Genomic DNA, 17,718 nt, shown 5'->3' on the forward strand with positions numbered 1-17,718 from the left:
CCTTTCTCGTGCGCTCGATCAGTCCTTGGGCTGTTGCGGCTTGCCCGCGGTGATCTCCTTCTTGGCGGAGCCGTTGCCGGGGGTGAGGTCGCCCTCGCCCGTCTTCCTGGCCCGCTCCAGCGCCGCGGTCTCCTCGGTGGGGTCCGGGCGCAGGAGGCTGCCCGGGACCGGCTCGCCCGCGAAGCCCAGCTTGTTCATCTTCTTCGGCACCGACGTGCCCTGGTACTCGAGCGGGATCGGGTGACCGTGGGAGTCCACCGGGCCGAGCGGCTGGTGGATCTCGATGAACTCACCGTGCGGCAGGCGCTTGATGATGCCGGTCTCCACGCCGTGCTCCAGCACCGCGCGGTCGGAGCGCTGCAGACCGATGCAGATGCGGTAGGTGACGTAGTAGGCGATCGGCGGGGCCAGCAGCGTCAGGATGCGGCCCGCCCAGGTCATCACGTTCAGCGAGATGTTGAAGTTGTCCGCGATCAGGTCGTTGAACCCGGACAGCGCCATCACCATGAAGAACGTCAGCGCCATCATGCCCAGCGAGGTGCGTACCGGGGTGTCGCGAGGGCGCTGCAGCAGGTGGTGCGGGGCCTTGTCCTTGGTGAGCTTGGCCTCGATCCACGGGTAGGCGCCCGCGAGGGTGAACACGATGCCCATGCCCAGCACCAGCGGGAAGAAGATCGCCGGGATCATCACCGGGCCGAGGTAGACCTCCCACGCCGGCCACAACCGGCTCATGCCGTCGGTCCAGGCCATGTACCAGTCGGGCTGCGAGCCCGCCGAGACCTGCGCGGGGTTGTACGGCCCGAAGTTCCAGATGGAGTTGATCTGGAACAGGCCCGCCATCATCACGATGACACCGGTGGTGACGGCGAAGAAGCCGCCCGCCTTGGCCGCGAACAGCGGCATGATGCGCACGCCGACCACGTTGTTCTCGGTGCGGCCGACACCCGGGAACTGGGTGTGCTTCTGGTACCAGACCAGCGCCAGGTGCGCGGCCACCAGGCCGAGGATGATGCCGGGCAGCAGCAGGATGTGGATCGTGTAGAGGCGCGGGATGATCTCGGTGCCGGGGAACTCCCCGCCGAAGAGCGCCCAGTGGATCCAGGTGCCGATCACCGGGATCGACAGCACGATGCCGGAGCCGATCCGCAGGCCGGTGCCGGAGAGCAGGTCGTCGGGCAGCGAGTAGCCGGTGAAGCCCTCGAACATGCCCAGCACGAACAGCAGGATGCCGATGACCCAGTTGACCTCGCGCGGCTTGCGGAACGCGCCGGTGAAGAACACCCGGAGCATGTGCGCGACGATCGCGGCCATGAACAGCAGCGCCGCCCAGTGGTGCACCTGACGGGCGAACAGGCCGCCGCGGACCTCGAAGGAGATGTCCAGCGCGCTCTCGAACGCGCGCGACATCCAGACGCCCTGGAGGTTGGTGAACGAGCCGTTGTACTGGACCTCCTGCATCGAGGGGTCGAAGAACAACGCCAGGTAGGTGCCGGACAGCAGCAGGATGATGAAGCTGTAGAGCGCGATCTCACCGAGCATGAACGACCAGTGGGTCGGGAAGACCTTGCTGATCTGGCGGCGCAGCCCGGACGCGGGGTGGTACCGGTCGTCGGCCCACTTCGCGGCACCGGCCGCCGCCTTGCTCACCGCGCTTGCCGACTTGGTCGGCGTGGTGATGGAACTCATGACTTACGCTCCCAGTAGCCGGGGCCGATCGGCTCGATGAAGTCGCCGCGCGCGATCAGGTAACCGGTCTCGGGGTCCACCGTGATCGGCAGCTGCGGCAGCGACCGGGTGGCGGGGCCGAAGATCGGCTTGGCGTAGGTGAAGACGTCGAACTGCGACTGGTGGCACGGGCAGAGCAACCGGCCGGTCTGCTGCTCGAACAGCGAGGTCGGGCAGCCCAGGTGGGTGCAGATCTTGGAGTAGGCGTAGTAGTCGCCGTAGTTGAAGTCCTCCTGGCCCTTGCGCTTGACCACCTTCTGGCCGGGGCGCAGGCGGATCAGCATCACCGGGCTGTCGGAGCGGCGCACGCCCTTGATCAGCGCGTGCTCGTCGTCGCGCTCGGACTCCTTGAACGGGAACACCGTCTCGAAGCCGCCCGCGTCCAGGTCCTCCGGCCGGACCAGCACGACCTTGTGCGGGTCGCCGACGTCGCGGCGCAGGAAGACCTTCTCGCCGTTCTCCGAGGCCCAGCCGGTGACCAGCAGGTCGGACTTGTCGCCCTTGGCCCACGGGTTCTTCACCAGGCCGCCGAGGGCGAACACACCGACGCCGAGGCCGAAGACACCGGCAGCCGCGCCCGCGCTGCGGGTGATCAGCTTGCGCCGGGCGAGGCCGCTGGTGGCGCCCGCGTCGGCCAGGATCGCCGCGGTGGTCTGCTTGTCGAACTCGGTGGAGCCCTCCGCGTGCCGCTGCTGCACCGCGGTCTCGTCCGGCAGCAGCTTCTTCGCGTAGGCGATCACGCCGATGCCGAGCGCGAACACGCTCAGGCCGAGGGTGATGCCCAGCATCGGGGTGTACAGGTCGTACCAGAAGCTGCCGTGGGTGTCCGGCGTGCGGTAGGAGTTGGGCCAGGCCACGTACACGCCGAGGAACGCCAGCCCGGCGATCGCGGCGAGGGCGAACCAGGCGGCCACCCCGCGGACCGCCCGCTTCTCGGCGCGGGTCCCGGGAACGGGGAAGCGCTCGACGCGCTTGGCGATGACGACGTGGTCCGCCTCCAGACCGGCGGCGACGAGCTCGTCCCGGCTCATCTCGGCGAGTTCCGCCTCGCCCGGCGTGCGCTGCTGCTCGCTCATGCCCTGCTTCCCATCCACACGGTCACGCCGATCAGCGCGGCGAGCCCGATGATCCAGGCGATCAGACCCTCCGTACCGGGGCCGAAGCCGCCGAGGGGGTTGCCGCCGGGGTTGTTGTTGCCGTCGGTCACCGACTTGACGTAGGCGATGATGTCCTTCTTCTCGTCCGGCGAGAGCTGCCGGTCGGAGAACTTCGGCATGTTCTGCGGGCCGGTGAGCATCGCCGTGTAGAGCTGCTCCTCGGTCACGCCGTCCAGGTGCGGGGCGAACTTGCCGGAGGACAGCGCGCCGCCGCGACCGGTGAAGTTGTGGCAGGAGGCGCAGTTGAGCCGGAACAGCTCACCGCCGCGGGCGGGGTTGTCGCCGCGCAGCTGGGCGCCTGCCTCGTGCGGCTTCTGCGGGCCGCCGCCGGTGGACTGGATGAACGCGCCGAGCGCGTCGATCTGCTCCGGGGTGTACTTCGCGGGCTTGCGCGCGGCCTGGGCCTCCTGGCGCACCATCGGCATGCGGCCGGAGGAGACCTGGAAGTACACGGCCGCCTCGCCGACGCCGATCAGGCTCGGGCCCCGGTCCTTGACACCCTGCAGGTTGCCGCCGTGGCAGGTGATGCAGGCGTTGTTGTAGATCTGCTCGCCCTGGCGGACCAGCGCGGGATCGTCGGCGGCCTGCGCCTTGTGCGGCTGGGTCACCGCGCCCGCGTAGAGCGCGCCCGCTCCGACGAGAGCGACACCCAGTGCCAGCAGACCGGACAGCCGACGCCGCAGCTTGGTGCGCGGACGGCGGTTCCGATCTGCGCCACGTCCTCCCGCTCCCGCGGAGGCGGCGTCTTTCCTGGTGGTCATGTCTGCGGCAACCCTTGCTGTCGAGTTCGGGGCTCGTTGCGTGCGTACCGGGCGCTGCCGCCCGGGGGGTGGGCACGCACGTCAGGGAATGAGGTAGATGCAGGCGAAGAGGCCGACCCAGACGATGTCGACGAAGTGCCAGTAGTAGGACACGACGATCGCGGCCGTCGCCTGCGCCGGGGTGAACTTGCTCAGCTTCGTGCGCCAGATCAGGAACACGAAGGCGATCAGGCCACCGATCACGTGCAGCCCGTGGAAGCCGGTCGTCAGGTAGAAGACCGTGCCGTACGCCGAGGACGAGATGGACGTCCCGTGCTCGACCAGCTCGATGTACTCGCCGACCTGACCGCCCACGAAGATCGCACCCATGATCAGGGTGATCGTGTACCAGAGCCGCAGCCCGAAGACGTCACCCTGCTCCGCCTTGAAGACGCCCCACTGACACGTGAAGGACGACGCCACCAGGATCACGGTGAAGAACAGGGCGTAAGGCAGGTTCAGGTGGGTGGGCGCGGGAGGCCACGCGCCCTCGTTCTGGGCCTTCACCGTGAAGAACATGGCGAAGAGGCCTGCGAAGAACATGAGCTCGCTGGAGAGCCAGACGATGGTGCCCACGCTGACCATGTTGGGACGGTTCAGCGAGTGCACCCGTTGGCCGATTGAGGGCGCTGCCGTTGTCACGCGACGCATTATGTCTTGCAGGGATGGCGCACGCAGGGGCGGGTCCACGCCGCGCGCGAGGGCGTGGCCGGGCACACACCGTGAGTCAGTCCCGGTGCACTCCGGGTGAGCGCTCCCGCTTCCCTTCCCAGGACGCAACCGCCGAGGTGTCCGGGGTGCGCTATAGCATCGGCTGTCGTTGGGAACGCGATGTCGGGAGGACACCCGCGATGAGCACGCAGGCCATGACCGTTCTGGTGTTCAGCCACCGCGCCGAGGTGCGTGAGGCGATCATCACCGCTGTGGGCCGCAGGCCGGCCCCCGACCTGGGGCGCGTGCGCTACATCGAGGCCGAGACCGTGGCCGAGGTGCTCTCCGAGATGGACTCCGGCGCGATCGACCTGGCGATCCTGGACGGCGAGGCGCAGCCGACCGGTGGCATGGGCCTGTCCCGGCAGCTCAAGCACGAGATCGACGCCTGCCCGCCGGTGATCGTCGCGGTGCGCCGCAAGGACGACCGCTGGCTGGCCACCTGGTCGCAGGCGGACGCGGTGCTGGTGCACCCCCTCGACCCGCTGGCGTCGGCGGAGACCGTGGCCGAGGTGCTGCGGTCCCACCGGCTCCCCGCGGTGCGCGGCTGAGGCGGTCGCCGCGATGGCCGGCACCGACCACACCTGGCCCGCGCTGCTGGGCAAGCTCGTCGGCGGGCAGCACTGTTCCGCGCAGGAGACCCGCTGGGCGATGGACCAGGTGATGTCCGGCAACGCCACGATCGCCCAGGTGACCGCGCTCGCGGTGACGCTGCGCGCCAAGGGCGAGACCGCCGAGGAGGTGGCGGGCCTGGCCGCGGCGATGCTCGACCACGCCCGGCGGGTGCGGGTGGACGTCCGCGCGGTGGACATCGTCGGCACCGGCGGTGACCGCTCCGGCACGGTCAACATCTCCACGATGGCGTCGCTGGTCACGGCGGCGGCCGGGGTGCCGGTGGTCAAGCACGGCAACCGCGCCGCGTCCTCGCAGTGCGGCACCGCCGACGTGCTGGAGGCGCTGGGCGTGGCCATCGACCTGCCTCCGGCCGGGGTCGAGCGCACCGTCGCCGAGCTGGGCATCGGCTTCTGCTTCGCCCCGGTCTTCCACCCCGCCATGCGCTACACCGCCCAGGCGCGGCGGGAGATCGGCATCCCCACGGTCTTCAACCTGCTCGGTCCGCTGAGCAACCCGGCCCAGCCGTCGGCGGGGCTCATCGGCTGCGCCGACCCGAGCGTCGCGCCGCTGATGGCCGAGGTCTTCGCCGAGCGCGGGCACAGCGTGCTCGTGGTGCGCGGGGACGACGGGCTCGACGAGCTGACCACGACCACGACCAGCTCGGTCTGGGTCGTCGGCGACGGCGAGGTGCGGCGGGAGACGCTGAACCCCGCCGACCTCGGGGTGCCGCCGTGCGAGCCCGCCGACCTGCTCGGTGGCGACGCCTCGGTGAACGCGCTGGCCGTGCGCAGGCTGCTCGACGGCGAGCGCGGCGCGGTGCGCGACGCCGTGCTGCTCAACGCCGCGGGCGCGGTCGCCGCGCACACCGGGACCTCCGGTGACCTCCTCGCCGACCTGCGGGCCGCGACGGACCGGGTCGCCGAGGCCGTGGACTCCGGTGCGGCGGCACGGCTGCTCCAGACCTGGGCGCGGCGCTCCACCGAGCTGCGCGCCGAACTCGTCCGCTGACTTTCCCAAGGAGCTCAACGTGATCAACGCCATCGTGCTGATCCAGGCGGAGGCAGGCGCCATCCCGGAGATCGCCCAGGAGATCGCCGACATCGACGGCGTCACCGAGGTCTACTCCTGCGCGGGCGACGTGGACCTGATCGCCCTGGTCAAGGTGCCCACCCACGAGGACCTCGCCGACCTGGTGCCGAGCCGGATCGGCAAGGTCGACGGCGTGCTCAACACCGACACCCACATCGCGTTCCGCTCCTACTCCAAGCGGGACACCGAAGCCGCCTTCAGCATCGGCCTCGACGACTGAGCCCACCCGCCCCGGCGTCAGCGCTCGGAGGGCGGTGTGGTGGCGACGCGTCCCGCTTCGGCGCGTGCCACCCACGGGCGCCACGAGGCCGCGGCGCGGGCGGGCTCGGCCCAGGGCACGTCGCAGTGCACCAAGCGCGTGCCGGGCCGGTCCAGCCAGCGGAGGACCACGGAGACCTCGTCGGCGGAGGCCCCGCGCAGCGGACCGTCGTCCGGCAGCACCGTCTCCGCCGCCGCGACCAGGGAGTCGACCACCGGCATCGGCCGCACGCCGCGCCGCGCCGAACCCGCGGACGCCAGCCGTCCGTACCGGATCACCGCGAAGTCCCAGCCACCCGTGCCGTCCGGCCGCGCCGCCACGAGTTCCGCGAGCGCCGCCAAGGTGGCCAGCCGTTGTCCCCGGTCGAGAGCCTTGATCAAGCCGATCAGCCGATCGCGTTCCGCGCTCGCGCGCTCGAAGCGTTCCGCGGCGGCCAGCCGGTCCAGCTGCCCCGCGAGGATGTCCAGCGCCTGCACGGAATCCCCGGTGAACAACCGGCGCACCTCGTGCACTGCGGGGGCGTAGTCCTCCACGCTCTGCCGACCCGCGCACGGCGCTTTGCACCGCCCCAGTTCGGCCAGCGCGCACGGCACGCCCTTCGGGGAGCGGGCCGGAATCCTTTGTGTGCACCGGCGAACAGGCAGCGCGTCCTGCAGCGCCTCCACCGCTTCCGCAGCTGCGCCGCGCGATGCGAACGGCCCGAACGCGCCCGCTTTCGGTGCGGACACGATGGACAGGCGCGGGAAGGCCTCATCGGTCAACGCCACCCACCAGCGCCGGTGCGGGTTCGTGGAGCGGCGGTTGTAGCGCGGTCGGTGCGCCGCGAGCAGCCGCAGCTCGCGCACCTCCGCCTCCAACGAGTGCGCGCAGACGACCACGTCGACGCGCTCGGCGATGCCGACCATCTCGCGCACTCGCCGGCGGTTCTCGCTCGCGGTGAAGTACTGGCGGACCCGCCGCCGGAGATCGCTCGCCGTGCCCACGTAGAGCACTTCCTCGCGCGGCCCCCGGAACAGGTAGACCCCCGGCGCGCTCGGCAGGTCCTTGGCCAGTTCCCGCTTCCGCCGCTGCGCCGGTGTCACGTCCGGGAGGTAGCTGAGCAGCTCCTCCAACGACTGCACGCCCAGCGAGCCGACGCGCTCCAGCAGCGCGTGCAGGACGTCCACGGTCGCGCGGGCGTCGTCCAAGGCGCGGTGGGTCGGAGTCGTTGCGGCGCCGAACAGTTCGGCCAGGGCCGACAGGCGGCAGCTGGGCGCCTCCTCCCTGGACAGCACCCGCCTGGCGAGCTTGACCGTGCAGAGCACCGTGCGTTTCGCCCAGGGGTGCCCGTGGCGCTCGGCGGCCGCACGCAGGAATCCCATGTCGAACCCGGCGTTGTGCGCCACCAGCACCGCGGAGCCCGCGAACTCCAGGAAGGCGGGCAGCACGCTGGCCAGCCGCGGCGCGCCCAGCACCATCGCCTCGGTGATGCCGGTCAACGCGACGATGTTCGGCGGGATGCCGCGCTCCGGGTCGATCAGCGTGGCGAACTCGCCGATGATCTCGCCGCCGCGCACCTTGACCGCGCCGATCTCGGTGATCGCGTCCTCGGTCGCGCTGCCGCCGGTGGTCTCCAGGTCGACGACGACGAAGGTGGTCTCGCGCAGGGGCGTGCCCAGCTCGTCGAAGGAGAGCTGGGCCGTACCCTTCCCGCCGCCGCCCGGTTCCGTGATCGTCATCGCCGGTCAAGCTAGGGCAGGGGTCTGACAGCGCGGCCCGCCGGTAAGCCAGCTGCGACCCCGGCGGGGCAGGCCGTAGCCTGGGACGGTGTCAGCCCACGAACAGCCTTCCGGCGGCGAACAGCCTGATCCGGACGTCCGGCAGTCCACGATGGACGGTCAGTCGGCCGTCGCGGGCCAGGCTGTCACCGAGGAGGTCCCGGACTGGAGCGGGATTCCCGACCCGATCCGCGCCCGCCTCGCCGAGCTCGCGGCGGAGGCGCTCGGCACGCTGACCAAGAACGACATCCCGCAGACGCTGCGGGCGGTGGCGAAGTTCGCCCCGGCCAAGCGCGCGCGCCTCGGTGCGGGCCCGCTGCTGGCCGCGCTCCGCGACAACCAGGCGTTCCGCGCCGCCGTCGTCGAGTGGTGCCGTGAGCACCGGCCCTCCGTGCTGGACCTGAACCCGTCGGACGCGATCGCCTCCGGGGCGGCCGCCGTGCTGACCGGGGCCGACACGACACAGCTCTACATCGAGCTGGTCGCCCGCCGCACCGAGGACGCCCAGCTGCGCGCCGAGCGCGACGCGGCGATCGCCAGGGCGGACAAGCTCGTCGCCGAGACCGAGAAGCTGCACGCCGAGCTGGAGTCCGCCAAGGGCGCGGTGGAGCAGGTCAGCACCGATCGCGAGGCGGAGCTGGAAAAACTGCGCAAACGGCTCCGCGAACAGGGCGTCCGGCTCAAGCAGGCTCGCGACGAGGCTGCCGCCGCCGTCGACGAACTCCAGCGCAGCCGTGCCGAGTTCGAAGCGGAGATGCAGGCGTTGCGCACCGCGCGGGACCGCGAGCGCGAGCGCGCGGAGCTGGAGCGCAACCGTGCCGCGCGGGCGAAGGAAGACGCGGAGATCGCCCGCCAGTCCGCAAGAGAGGCCCGGCAGGCCGACGAGGTCCGGCTGGAGCTCTTGGTCGACACGCTCGCCGGCGCCGTCACGGGGCTGCGCCGGGAACTCGCGCTCGGCGGCAGCGGGCCCCGCCCTGCGGACATGGTTCGCGGGGCCACGACGGCCCACGGCACGGTGGGCCGCGTCGAGGACCCGGCGGCGCTGGACAGGCTGTTGGCGCTGCCCAGCGTGCATCTCGTGGTGGACGGCTACAACGTCACCAAGACCGGCTATCCCGGTCTGACGCTCTCCGAGCAACGCGACCGGCTCAACCAGCAACTCGCCGCGCTGGCCGCGCGCACCGGCGCGGAGGTCACAGTGGTCTTCGACGGTGCGGGGGTCGTTGCCGTGCCCCAGGCTCCGCCTCGTGGTGTTCGGGTGTTGTTCAGCGATCCCGGCGTGCTCGCCGACGACGTGATCCGTGCGTTGGTCACCGCGGAGCCCGAGGGCAGGCCCGTCGTGGTCGCCACATCCGACCGCGCTGTCGCGGATTCAGTGCGCCGCCGCGGCGCCCATCCCGTTCCTTCGGCCGTGTTGATCGCGCGCCTCGGACGGGTGTGAGACACAGCTCTCTTTCGACAATTCCCGCCGGGGTCTCTAAGCTCCGTTCGAACATATGATCGAACGGAGGTCGGCGGCGTGATCATCGATTGCGACGGGTGCCCACGGCGCGGCGCGGGATGTTCCGACTGCGCCATCGCGGTCCTGATCGGCGTGCCGCCGGAGCTCTTCGAGGGGCCCGAACCGCAGGTGGTGGCGCCGTCGGCGGTCGACCTGCCGGTGCTGCGGCTGATCCCGCTGGAGCCGCTGAAGCCCCAGTCGGCCGAACGGTCCGCCGATGACGCCGAACGGGCAAGCCGTCGAGTGGGCTGATCAGCGCAACCGGTCACAAGGCGCAGCGATCGCTACGCCGAACGATGCCTTGTGCCCATTTTCACGACTTTCTCGTGGGGGCCTGTGGACTCGGGGTCTCACGTTTCGTAACCTAGCCGAGATTTCGCGGCGGGCTGCCGCCCACAGCGGGCGGCTCCGCGTGATCACCGCCGAATCGGCCTGTCGGGGAGCCGAACCGGGGACCCAGTGAGTTGGGGTGAATCCGGCCCAGCGCCGGTAGGGCAGCTTCCGGCCCGAACCCGTCAGCTAACCCGGTAGGCGGTCGGAGCATGAAGGAGCAATGCGTCGACGTGGCGTCGAACCGACTGAAGCGCACGATGCGCGGGGCACTGACCGCCAGCGCTGTCGCAGTGGCCGTGAGCATGGTTCCGGCGACCCCGGCTGTCGCCGACCCGGACACTCCGGCGAACGCCTCCGAGGCACTCAAGCAGCTCAAGGCGCTCAGCGAGGAAGCCGAGAAGCTCACCGAGGATCTGCACAAGGCCAACGACGACCTCAAGGCCAAGGAAGGCGAGGTCAACAAGGCCAACGAAGAGCTGACCAAGGCCAATGCCGCCGGTGACCTCGCGAAGCAGCAGGAAGGCGAGCTGCGCGGCCGCGTCGACCAGCTGGCCAGCTCCAACTTCCAGGGCACCCGGGTCAACCACATCAGCGCCCTGCTGCTGAGCAAGTCCCCGAACGAGTTCCTCGACAAGCTCTCCGTGGTCGACCTGATCACGAGCGAGAGCAAGGACTCGCTGGACAAGCTCAACGCGACGATCAGCCAGGCCAAGACCGCCGCCCGCATCGCCGACGAGGCCAAGGCCAAGGCCGCTGCCGCTGCCGCCGAGTCCGCCCGGATCAAGGGCGAGTTGGAGAAGCGCAAGAAGGAAGCCGCGGCCAAGCAGGAGAAGGCCAAGCAGGCACTGGAGCGGCTGAGCGCGGCGGAGAAGAAGAAGCTCGCCGACGCCGGCCTGGACATCGACCTCTCCGGCCTGCCGGACGGTGGCATCGGCGCGGCGGCGCTGAAGCACGCGGTGACCCAGAAGGGCAAGCCCTACGTGTGGGGTGCCGAGGGGCCGGACTCCTACGACTGCTCCGGCCTGACGTCGTGGGCCTTCGCCAAGGTGGGAGTGCGGCTTCCGCGCTCCAGCGCTCAGCAGGCCAAGGTCGGCAGCGCGGTGCCAGTCGGCAACCGAGATGCGTGGCGGCCGGGCGACCTGCTCTTCTTCGGTAGTCGCGGTATTCACCACGTCGCGATCTACGCCGGTAATGGCATTCAGTTCCACGCCTCGACTTCTGGGCAGCCGCTGAAGTACGACAAGGTGCAGAGCGACCTCGTCGCGGTTCGCCGGATGGGCTGATCCCCCGCCTGTGAGCAAGGACTCGAGGCCGGTCCCCCTGGTGGGCTACCGGCCTCGAGGTCCGTCTGGCCCTACGATTCACGAGTGACCAGGCAGGGCCGCTACCGGAACTGGTTGGCCGCGGCGGTCGCCGCCGTCCTCCTCGCGGGGCTGACGGTGGTGTCCCTGCCGACGGCCGACCCCGTCGTGTCCGCGGAACCCGCCCCGTCCCTGGACCCCAACGCCCGCCCGGCCCCGCCGGACGCGGCGGTCGAGCCCTCCGTGGAGCTGGGCCGCAGCCGGATCTCCTCGGTCACCGACTTACTCCGCCGCCGGGCCGAGGCGGTGCAGAACCGCGATCTCTCCGCGTTCATGAGCACCCTCGACCCGCTCGCCGACCCGAAGTTCCTCGCGACGCAGCAGGCGATGTTCGCCAACCTCCGTGGCGTCCCGCTGCGCGAGTGGCGCTACCGCATCGACTCCACCGACTCGCTCACCGAGCTGGACGCGCTCTTCGGCGAGCGCCCGCCGGACGAGCTGTGGGCACCGCGCGTCGAGCTCAGCTACGCCTTCGACGGCGTCGACCGCGCCGCGACCAGCCGCCCGATGGGCTATCTCTTCGCCAGGCGCGGCAACGACTGGTACCTCACCTCCGACACCGCGCTGGCCGATCGCGGCCGCAAGACGTGGCGCGGCCCGTGGGACTTCGGGAACTGCCGCGTGGACAAGACCGAGTTCGGGATGGTCCTCAGCCACGGTGGCAACCAGGCGCTCGCCAACCGCGTCGCGGGCGAGCTCGACGCCGCGATCCGCGCGGTCTCCGAGGTGTGGGGCCAGCAGTGGACCCAGCGCGTCGCGGTGATGCTGCCCGAGACCACCGCCGAGCTGCAGGCGATGGTCGGCACCGAGTTCGCCGTCGACGCCATCGCCGCCGTCGCCGTGGCCGATCGCGTCGACCACGACAGCGACATCGTCGAGGGCGCTCGCGTCGTCTTCAACCCGCGCACCGCTTCTCGCCTGTCCGCCAGCTCGCTCCGTGTCGTCCTCCGCCACGAGATCACCCACATCGCCGCCCGGTCCGACACCGTCGACGGCGCGCCGATGTGGTTGCTGGAGGGCTTCGCCGACTACGTGGGCTACCGCGACAGCGGCATCTCCCCGCGCGAGGCCGCCCCCGACCTGGCCCGGCAGCTCCGCACGTCCGGACCGCCGCTCGCCCTGCCCTCCGACGCCGACTTCCGCGCCGGTGGCAGCCGCCTCGACGTCGCGTACCAGACCGCGTGGACGACGATGCTCTACCTCTCGCAGCACTACGGCGAGGCGAAGGTCGTCGAGCTGTACCGGCGCCTCGCCGGGGTCGGCCGGGTCCCCGACGGCGTGGTCGACGCCGTCCTGCGCGACGTCCTCGACACCGACCGCGCCGAGATCATCCGTGGCTGGGGCCAGTTCCTCCGCAAGACCTTCGGCTGATCAAGCGGCCTCGGCGATCAGCCGGGTCATCTCGTCCTCGCCGCGCAGGATCGCCTGGTGCAGTTCGCGGAGCTCGGTGCCGGGCACGCACCCCGACTCCGCGCGGAACTCCTGGTAGCCGGTCAGCGCCTCGGCTTGGCGTCCGCTGCGGTGGAGCGCGAGGATCAGCTGTCCGCGCAGGCGCTCGCTGAACGGTCGCCGGGCGATCAGGGCGCGCAGCTCCGATACGAGGTCGCGGAACCGGAGCACGTCGAGCTGGTCCTCCCGGACCGGGTGATGTCGAACGGCCTCAGGATGCGGAACTCGATCCCCCACTCATTGGTCGAACGCCAGCGCGTACTGGCGCAGCAGAGCGGGGAAACGGAAGTGGTCTGCGGCGGTGTTCCGGATCAAGTTGGCATCGCAGAGCTGCTCCAGCGCCGCGGTTGCGGGAACCTGGACGAGCGCGGTCGCCTCGTCCACGGAGAACTCGCCGAGACCCGCGCGCGCCAGAGCAGTGAACACGTGCTGTGCCTCGGCAGGGAGGGCGTTGTAGGACTGGTCGAAGGCGGAGCGCAGATCCGCGGCAGGATCGCCGTCGACGGTCAGCACCGACAAACCGGTCCGCAATTTGTCCACAAAGGACTCAGCTCCACCGTCGAGCACGTTCGCGGCGGCGATGCGCAGCGCCAGCGGAAAGCCGCCACAGCGCTCGATGATCTCGGTCAACGCGGCGGAGCGTGCGCACCGCAGCGAGGCCATCAGCGCCTCCGCGGCTCCGGGTGTGAGCTCGTCCAGCCGGACGCGGCGGATGTCGTGCTCGGCGGTGAGCCCGCGAAGCTCGTTGCGACTGGTCACCAGGACGGTGCAGCTGGACGTCATCGGCAGCAGAGGGCGCAGCTGCGCGCAGTTCGCGGCGTTGTCCAGCACGACCAGCACCCGGCGCCCGGCGAGCAACGCGCGGTACCTCGCCCTGAGCCACGCCTCGTCCGCGGTCACCTCCCTGGGCTGCATGCCCAGCGCGCGGAGGAACCGGGGAAGCGCCCGTTCCCGCGAGAGGTCCGCGTAGAGCTGGCCATCGGGGAAGTTCGCCTTCATGCGGTGTGCGGCGTGGATCGCCAGCGCGGTCTTCCCGATCCCGGGCGGACCGGAGACGAGCACCGTCGCCCCCACCGGGGCGGAGGTGACCTCGGCCAGTTCAGCCGTGCGCCCGACGAGGTCGCCGTTGCCCGAGGGGAGCTGGCAGACGGGCCAGAAGGTTTCCCGGTCAGGAGCGGCCGGCGTCAGCAGGGCCGGGTCGGCGCGCAGAATCCTCTGGTACAGGACGCGCAGCGGTAGATCCGGTTCCTTGCCGAGACGCGCTCGCAGGTCCTGGTAGACCGATACGACCGCGGCCTGGTTGCCGCTGCGGTACAAGGCGATCATCAGCTGCCCGCGCAGCCGCTCGTCCGACGGGTTCTCGCTCACCAGGTAGCGCAGCAGGGGGAGGACCTCGTCGTGCCGCCCGTGAGCGATGAGGAGTTCGATCAACCTCTCGGTGGGTGCGTTCCACTCGGCGTGGATCCGTGCGACCTCGTTGCGGTGCAACGGCTCGGAGTCCACATCGGACAGTGCGAGGCCCGCCCACTCGCTGATGGCCCTGCGCAACAGGGAGATGGTGACGGAGACGTCCGTCTCCTCCGTGCTGCGCCGAACCAGGGCGCGGAACCTGAGCAGGTCGAGCTGCTGTTCCCGGACGTGCAGGCGGTAGCCCTCCGGCAGGGTCTCGACGAGCCCCGGGCAGCCGAGCTTGGCGCGCAACCTGCTGACGTAGGTGTGCACCACTGCCCGCGCGTCCTCCGGTGGTGAGTCACCCCAGATCCGGTCGACCAGCCGACGCACCGGGACCACCGTGTTCGGCGTGGTGAGCAGGCAGGCCAGCAGCGCTCGGTGCTTCATCGCCTGGACGACCACCTCCTCACCGCCGCGGGTGATCATGAGGCGGCCGAGGATGCGGAACTCCAGCTCACCGGTCATGACGGCCGGTCTACCCGGAACTGGCGCGCCCCCTGCAGCGCGGTCAGCCCGCGGAGGTCGTTCTCGCTGGTCACCAGCACCGCGCAGCCGGAGTCCCCCGGCAGCAGGGGGCGAACCTGGTCGGGGCCGGTGACCGAGTCCAGCACCACGAGGACGCGCCGCTTGGCCAGCAGGGAACGGTAGAGCGCGGTGCGTTCCTCCGCCTCGGGCGGGACCTGCTCCTCGCGGACGCCGAGCGCGTGCAGGAACCCGATGAGGACGCGCCCGGTGTCGCTGCCCGCGGTGAGAGCGGCGTGCAGCTGGCCGCCGGGAAAGGCCGGGCGAGCCCGGTTGGCGATGCGCGCTGCCAGCTCGGCCCGTCCGCCGTCCGGGCTGCCGGTCAGCACCACCAGCGGCACCGTCGGCCGGTCGTCGGAGTTGACCAGCAGTTCGGTGATCTCGTCGACCAGGTCCGCCCGTCCCGGCAGTTCCCCGGGGTCGGCGGGCAGTTGCGCGGGCACCACCGCCGGGGTCCGCGGCGGCTGGGGGGTGAGGGACAGGTCGCCGTCGCGGATGCGCTCGTGCAGCGCGCGGATCTCGGCGCCGGTGTCGATGCCCAGCTCCTCGGCGAGCAGCCGGGTCACCTCGGCGTGGGCGGCGAGTGCCTCCTCCTGCCGGTGCGCGCGGTAGAGGGCGACCATCAGCTGGCCCCAGAACCGTTCCCGGAGCGGGTGCTCGGCCGTCATCGCGCGCAGTTCGTCCAGCAGCTCGTCGTGCCTGCCGAGCTGCAGTTCGGCGTCGAAGTACTGCTCCAGCGCCTGGAGCCGGGCCTCCGCGTGGATCGGGATGTCCGGAATCCGTTCGCGGAGCGCGGCGCCGCCGACGTCGGAGAGCAGCGGACCACGCCAGAGCCCCACCGCCTCGCGCAGCGCCGCGGCCCGTTCCGCGGGCTCGTGCGACGCCTGTGCGCGCGTCACGAGAACGTGGAAGCGTTGCAGGTCGATGTTCTCGACGCCGGTCTCCAGCGCGTAGCCGTCCGGGCGGGTCTTGATCAGCCGCGCGTCGTGGTCGCCGATGGCCTGGCGCAGCCGCATCACGTACGCCTGCACCGCGCCCTTCGCCCCGGCGGGCGGCGCCTCCTCCCAGAGGCAGTCCACCAGGAGGGAGACCGGCACCACCACGTTGGCCCGCAGCAGCAGCACGGCCAGCAGGGTGCGTTGCTTGGCCGGGCGCAACGACACCGGCTGCCCGCCCCGGTCGATCTCCAGCGGCCCGAGCACCCGGAAGATCGTCTCCACCCCCACGGCCGACCGCACGTTCCCTCCCCTGACCAGTCCCCCCAGCCCGCGACGAGCGGATTCTAGGCCGCGTCAGTCCGACGTCAGCGATACGACAGAACGGGCTGCCAGGATTCTCGTCGAGGGGGAGGGGACGGCCCGCACACGGAGTGGGGGGACTTCGGTGCGGGCCGTCCAAGAACCTTCCACGTTCTTCCCTCACCGGGCTTTCCCAGGTCCCCCAGCCTGGACTGCCCGGCAACCTGCCGCTTCGTGCCGACGGCCCGTGCTCGAGGCGGTGGTGATCCGGGGACGAGTACCGGCAGCCATGAGCCGGTACTGGACACCGAGGTCATTGAGGGAAACGGGGGTGACCCGCGCCAGGGGGGATGTTCAGGCGCGGGTCACCCTCATTGGTCTTTAGCCCATCCGAAGCATTCCGTTAGGCATTTGCCAGTGCTAGCCTCCCTCGGATTTCGCCGTCGGACCTGGGGATTCACATGACTTCATGGCGACTGCCGCTGACCGACCCCGGGGCCCATGCGCCCGGGCAGCTCGCGGCCTTCTACGACCGGTTGCACGCCTCAGGGCTCGGCACCTTCCGCGACGCCGGGTCGCGGTTGTTCCCGGTGTGGCGCTACGAGTTCGTCGAGAACATCCTCAAGGGCGCCGACCCCGCCGTCACCAACGCCAACACCCTCGACCCGCTGACCCCGATGGGACGCTTCGCGGCCAATCCCGGGACGTGGTCCAGCCTGGTGCATCTGGTCGGCGTCCCGAAAGCGACCGCGAACTCCAACGGCGCACAGCACGAGGAGGTGCGCCGCGCCGTCTTCGCCCCGCCCGGCGGCCTCTCGCTGAGCCCGGCCACGAACGAGGAGAGCTTCGGCGAGCTGATCCGCCGCCGGGTCGCCGCGGTCGCCGACGACGTCGAGCGGTCCTCGGCCGGAGGTGAGGTCGTCGACTTCGCCGCGGTCTTCGCGCGCCCGCTGTCCGCGGGGATCATCAGCGAGATCGTCGGCTTCGCCGCCTCCGACGAGGGGCAGGTGCGGACGTGGAGCGACGGCCAGACCTCGCTGCTCGGCCGCGTCCTCGACCGCCCCGGCCAGGTCGTGGGCGTGCGAGGGCTCAGCGACCTCTCGCGCGCGTGCAGGCGCCTGGTCGCCGAGCGGGTGCGGACGCCGGCCGACGACATGGCGAGCCACCTGCTGCGCCAGGGACTGCCGGACAAGCGCGCGGCGGCGGTGTTGATGAACATCATGGCCGCCGGGTATTCCACGACCTACGGAACGCTGCTCAACGCGATGCGCCACCTGCTTTCCGAAGAGGGGCAGGAGAACTGGGACGCCTTGTCGGACAAGGCGATCGTGCCGGCGCTGACCACCGAGCTGATGCGCATCGAGACCGGGCTCATCGGCTGGAAGCGGAAGGCGAAGAACGCGGTGCGGCTAGGCGAGTCCGAAATTCCCGCGGGTGGCCAGATCCTGGTGATGCTCGGCGCGGCCAACCGTGATCCCGAGCACTTCCACGAACCGCACCGGGTTCGCCTCGACCGGGCGGAGCGGAAAGAACCCAAGGCGCTCACGTTCGGCGCCGGTCCGCACCTGTGCATCGGCCGCGAGGTTTCCCGGCTGGAGATCGGCGAAGCGCTCAGCGTGTTGCGGGAACGGTTCCCGCGGATGCGACTCGCGCTTTCCGGGGCCGAGGCCGACTACGACCCCGACTACCTCTTCCGGACGCCGGTCGCTCTGCCCGTGCGGCTGTAGCGAAAAGGGGCGGCCGGTCGTC

At 70.9% G+C, this 17,718-nt stretch carries 16 protein-coding genes and 1 riboswitch; of the genes, 8 read left to right on the forward strand and 8 right to left on the reverse strand.

The genetic code is table 11. The annotated features are described in order from the left end of the window. Positions 1–18: 18 nt before the first annotated feature. The 4 genes from qcrB to ctaE form a co-directional block, all read right to left on the reverse strand. Entirely contained in the window at positions 19–1,686 is a 1,668-nt protein-coding gene (gene qcrB, locus BLT28_RS36135; protein ID WP_030428696.1) for a cytochrome bc1 complex cytochrome b subunit, read from the reverse strand. Further along, positions 1,683–2,801: a cytochrome bc1 complex Rieske iron-sulfur subunit gene (gene qcrA / locus BLT28_RS36140; protein WP_030428695.1), complete on the reverse strand. Its 1,119-nt coding sequence runs from the start codon at positions 2,799–2,801 to the stop codon at positions 1,683–1,685. Before qcrA ends, qcrB begins: the two co-directional genes overlap by 4 nt. After that, positions 2,798–3,643 (reverse strand): cytochrome bc1 complex diheme cytochrome c subunit, encoded by an 846-nt coding sequence (qcrC, locus tag BLT28_RS36145; protein ID WP_030428694.1) that lies wholly within the window; start codon positions 3,641–3,643, stop codon positions 2,798–2,800. Before qcrC ends, qcrA begins: the two co-directional genes overlap by 4 nt. Positions 3,644–3,724: 81 nt before the next feature. Further along, positions 3,725–4,333, reverse strand: coding sequence for an aa3-type cytochrome oxidase subunit III (ctaE, locus tag BLT28_RS36150; protein ID WP_081900176.1), 609 nt, complete (start codon positions 4,331–4,333; stop codon positions 3,725–3,727). Positions 4,334–4,533: 200 nt separating this feature from the next. Between ctaE and BLT28_RS36155 the strand changes: the two genes are divergently transcribed. Genes BLT28_RS36155 through BLT28_RS36165 form a run of 3 tightly spaced genes read left to right on the forward strand, consistent with a single transcriptional unit; the run spans position 4,534 to position 6,317 of the window. Next, positions 4,534–4,944, forward strand: a complete 411-nt coding sequence (locus BLT28_RS36155; RefSeq protein WP_030428692.1) for a response regulator — start codon at positions 4,534–4,536, stop codon at positions 4,942–4,944. 13 nt (positions 4,945–4,957) lie between these two features. Beyond that, positions 4,958–6,016: an anthranilate phosphoribosyltransferase gene (gene trpD / locus BLT28_RS36160; RefSeq protein ID WP_030428691.1), complete on the forward strand. Its 1,059-nt coding sequence runs from the start codon at positions 4,958–4,960 to the stop codon at positions 6,014–6,016. 19 nt (positions 6,017–6,035) lie between these two features. Next, positions 6,036–6,317, forward strand: a complete 282-nt coding sequence (locus tag BLT28_RS36165) for an Lrp/AsnC family transcriptional regulator (RefSeq protein WP_030428690.1) — start codon at positions 6,036–6,038, stop codon at positions 6,315–6,317. A 17-nt stretch (positions 6,318–6,334) separates the two neighbouring features. On the opposite strand, the gene BLT28_RS36170 is transcribed toward BLT28_RS36165, so the two are convergent. After that, positions 6,335–8,074 carry a DEDD exonuclease domain-containing protein gene (locus BLT28_RS36170; protein WP_030428689.1) on the reverse strand — a complete coding sequence of 580 codons (1,740 nt, stop codon included), beginning with the start codon at positions 8,072–8,074 and terminating at the stop codon, positions 6,335–6,337. 151 nt (positions 8,075–8,225) lie between these two features. Between BLT28_RS36170 and BLT28_RS36175 the strand changes: the two genes are divergently transcribed. The 4 genes from BLT28_RS36175 (at position 8,226) to BLT28_RS36190 (ending at position 12,679) form a co-directional block, all read left to right on the forward strand. Next, the gene (locus BLT28_RS36175; protein WP_052407120.1) at positions 8,226–9,554 is read left to right on the forward strand and encodes an NYN domain-containing protein; all 1,329 of its coding nucleotides are present in this window, start codon (positions 8,226–8,228) and stop codon (positions 9,552–9,554) included. A gap of 78 nt (positions 9,555–9,632) precedes the next feature. Continuing rightward, positions 9,633–9,866 carry a hypothetical protein gene (locus BLT28_RS36180; protein ID WP_043810894.1) on the forward strand — a complete coding sequence of 78 codons (234 nt, stop codon included), beginning with the start codon at positions 9,633–9,635 and terminating at the stop codon, positions 9,864–9,866. Positions 9,867–10,024: 158 nt separating this feature from the next. Next, positions 10,025–10,164: riboswitch (cyclic di-AMP (ydaO/yuaA leader) on the forward strand. A 13-nt stretch (positions 10,165–10,177) separates the two neighbouring features. Further along, entirely contained in the window at positions 10,178–11,230 is a 1,053-nt protein-coding gene (locus BLT28_RS36185) for an NlpC/P60 family protein (RefSeq protein WP_043810890.1), read from the forward strand. Between the two features lie 84 nt (positions 11,231–11,314). Then, complete coding sequence (locus tag BLT28_RS36190; RefSeq protein WP_231950536.1) at positions 11,315–12,679, forward strand: basic secretory family protein; 1,365 nt, start codon at positions 11,315–11,317, stop codon at positions 12,677–12,679. On the opposite strand, the gene BLT28_RS36195 is transcribed toward BLT28_RS36190, so the two are convergent. The 3 genes from BLT28_RS36195 to BLT28_RS36205 form a co-directional block, all read right to left on the reverse strand. Then, positions 12,680–12,928 carry an AfsR/SARP family transcriptional regulator gene (locus BLT28_RS36195; protein WP_030428685.1) on the reverse strand — a complete coding sequence of 83 codons (249 nt, stop codon included), beginning with the start codon at positions 12,926–12,928 and terminating at the stop codon, positions 12,680–12,682. Positions 12,929–12,994: 66 nt separating this feature from the next. After that, the gene (locus BLT28_RS36200; protein WP_030428684.1) at positions 12,995–14,674 is read right to left on the reverse strand and encodes an AfsR/SARP family transcriptional regulator; all 1,680 of its coding nucleotides are present in this window, start codon (positions 14,672–14,674) and stop codon (positions 12,995–12,997) included. Then, complete coding sequence (locus BLT28_RS36205) at positions 14,671–15,969, reverse strand: AfsR/SARP family transcriptional regulator (protein WP_052407119.1); 1,299 nt, start codon at positions 15,967–15,969, stop codon at positions 14,671–14,673. Before BLT28_RS36205 ends, BLT28_RS36200 begins: the two co-directional genes overlap by 4 nt. Before the next feature lie 461 nt (positions 15,970–16,430). Between BLT28_RS36205 and BLT28_RS36210 the strand changes: the two genes are divergently transcribed. Next, positions 16,431–17,696: a cytochrome P450 gene (locus tag BLT28_RS36210; protein WP_030428682.1), complete on the forward strand. Its 1,266-nt coding sequence runs from the start codon at positions 16,431–16,433 to the stop codon at positions 17,694–17,696. Positions 17,697–17,718 lie beyond the last annotated feature (22 nt).

Source organism: Allokutzneria albata (genome assembly GCF_900103775.1).
In the GTDB taxonomy this organism is placed as follows: Bacteria; Actinomycetota; Actinomycetes; order Mycobacteriales; family Pseudonocardiaceae; genus Allokutzneria; species Allokutzneria albata.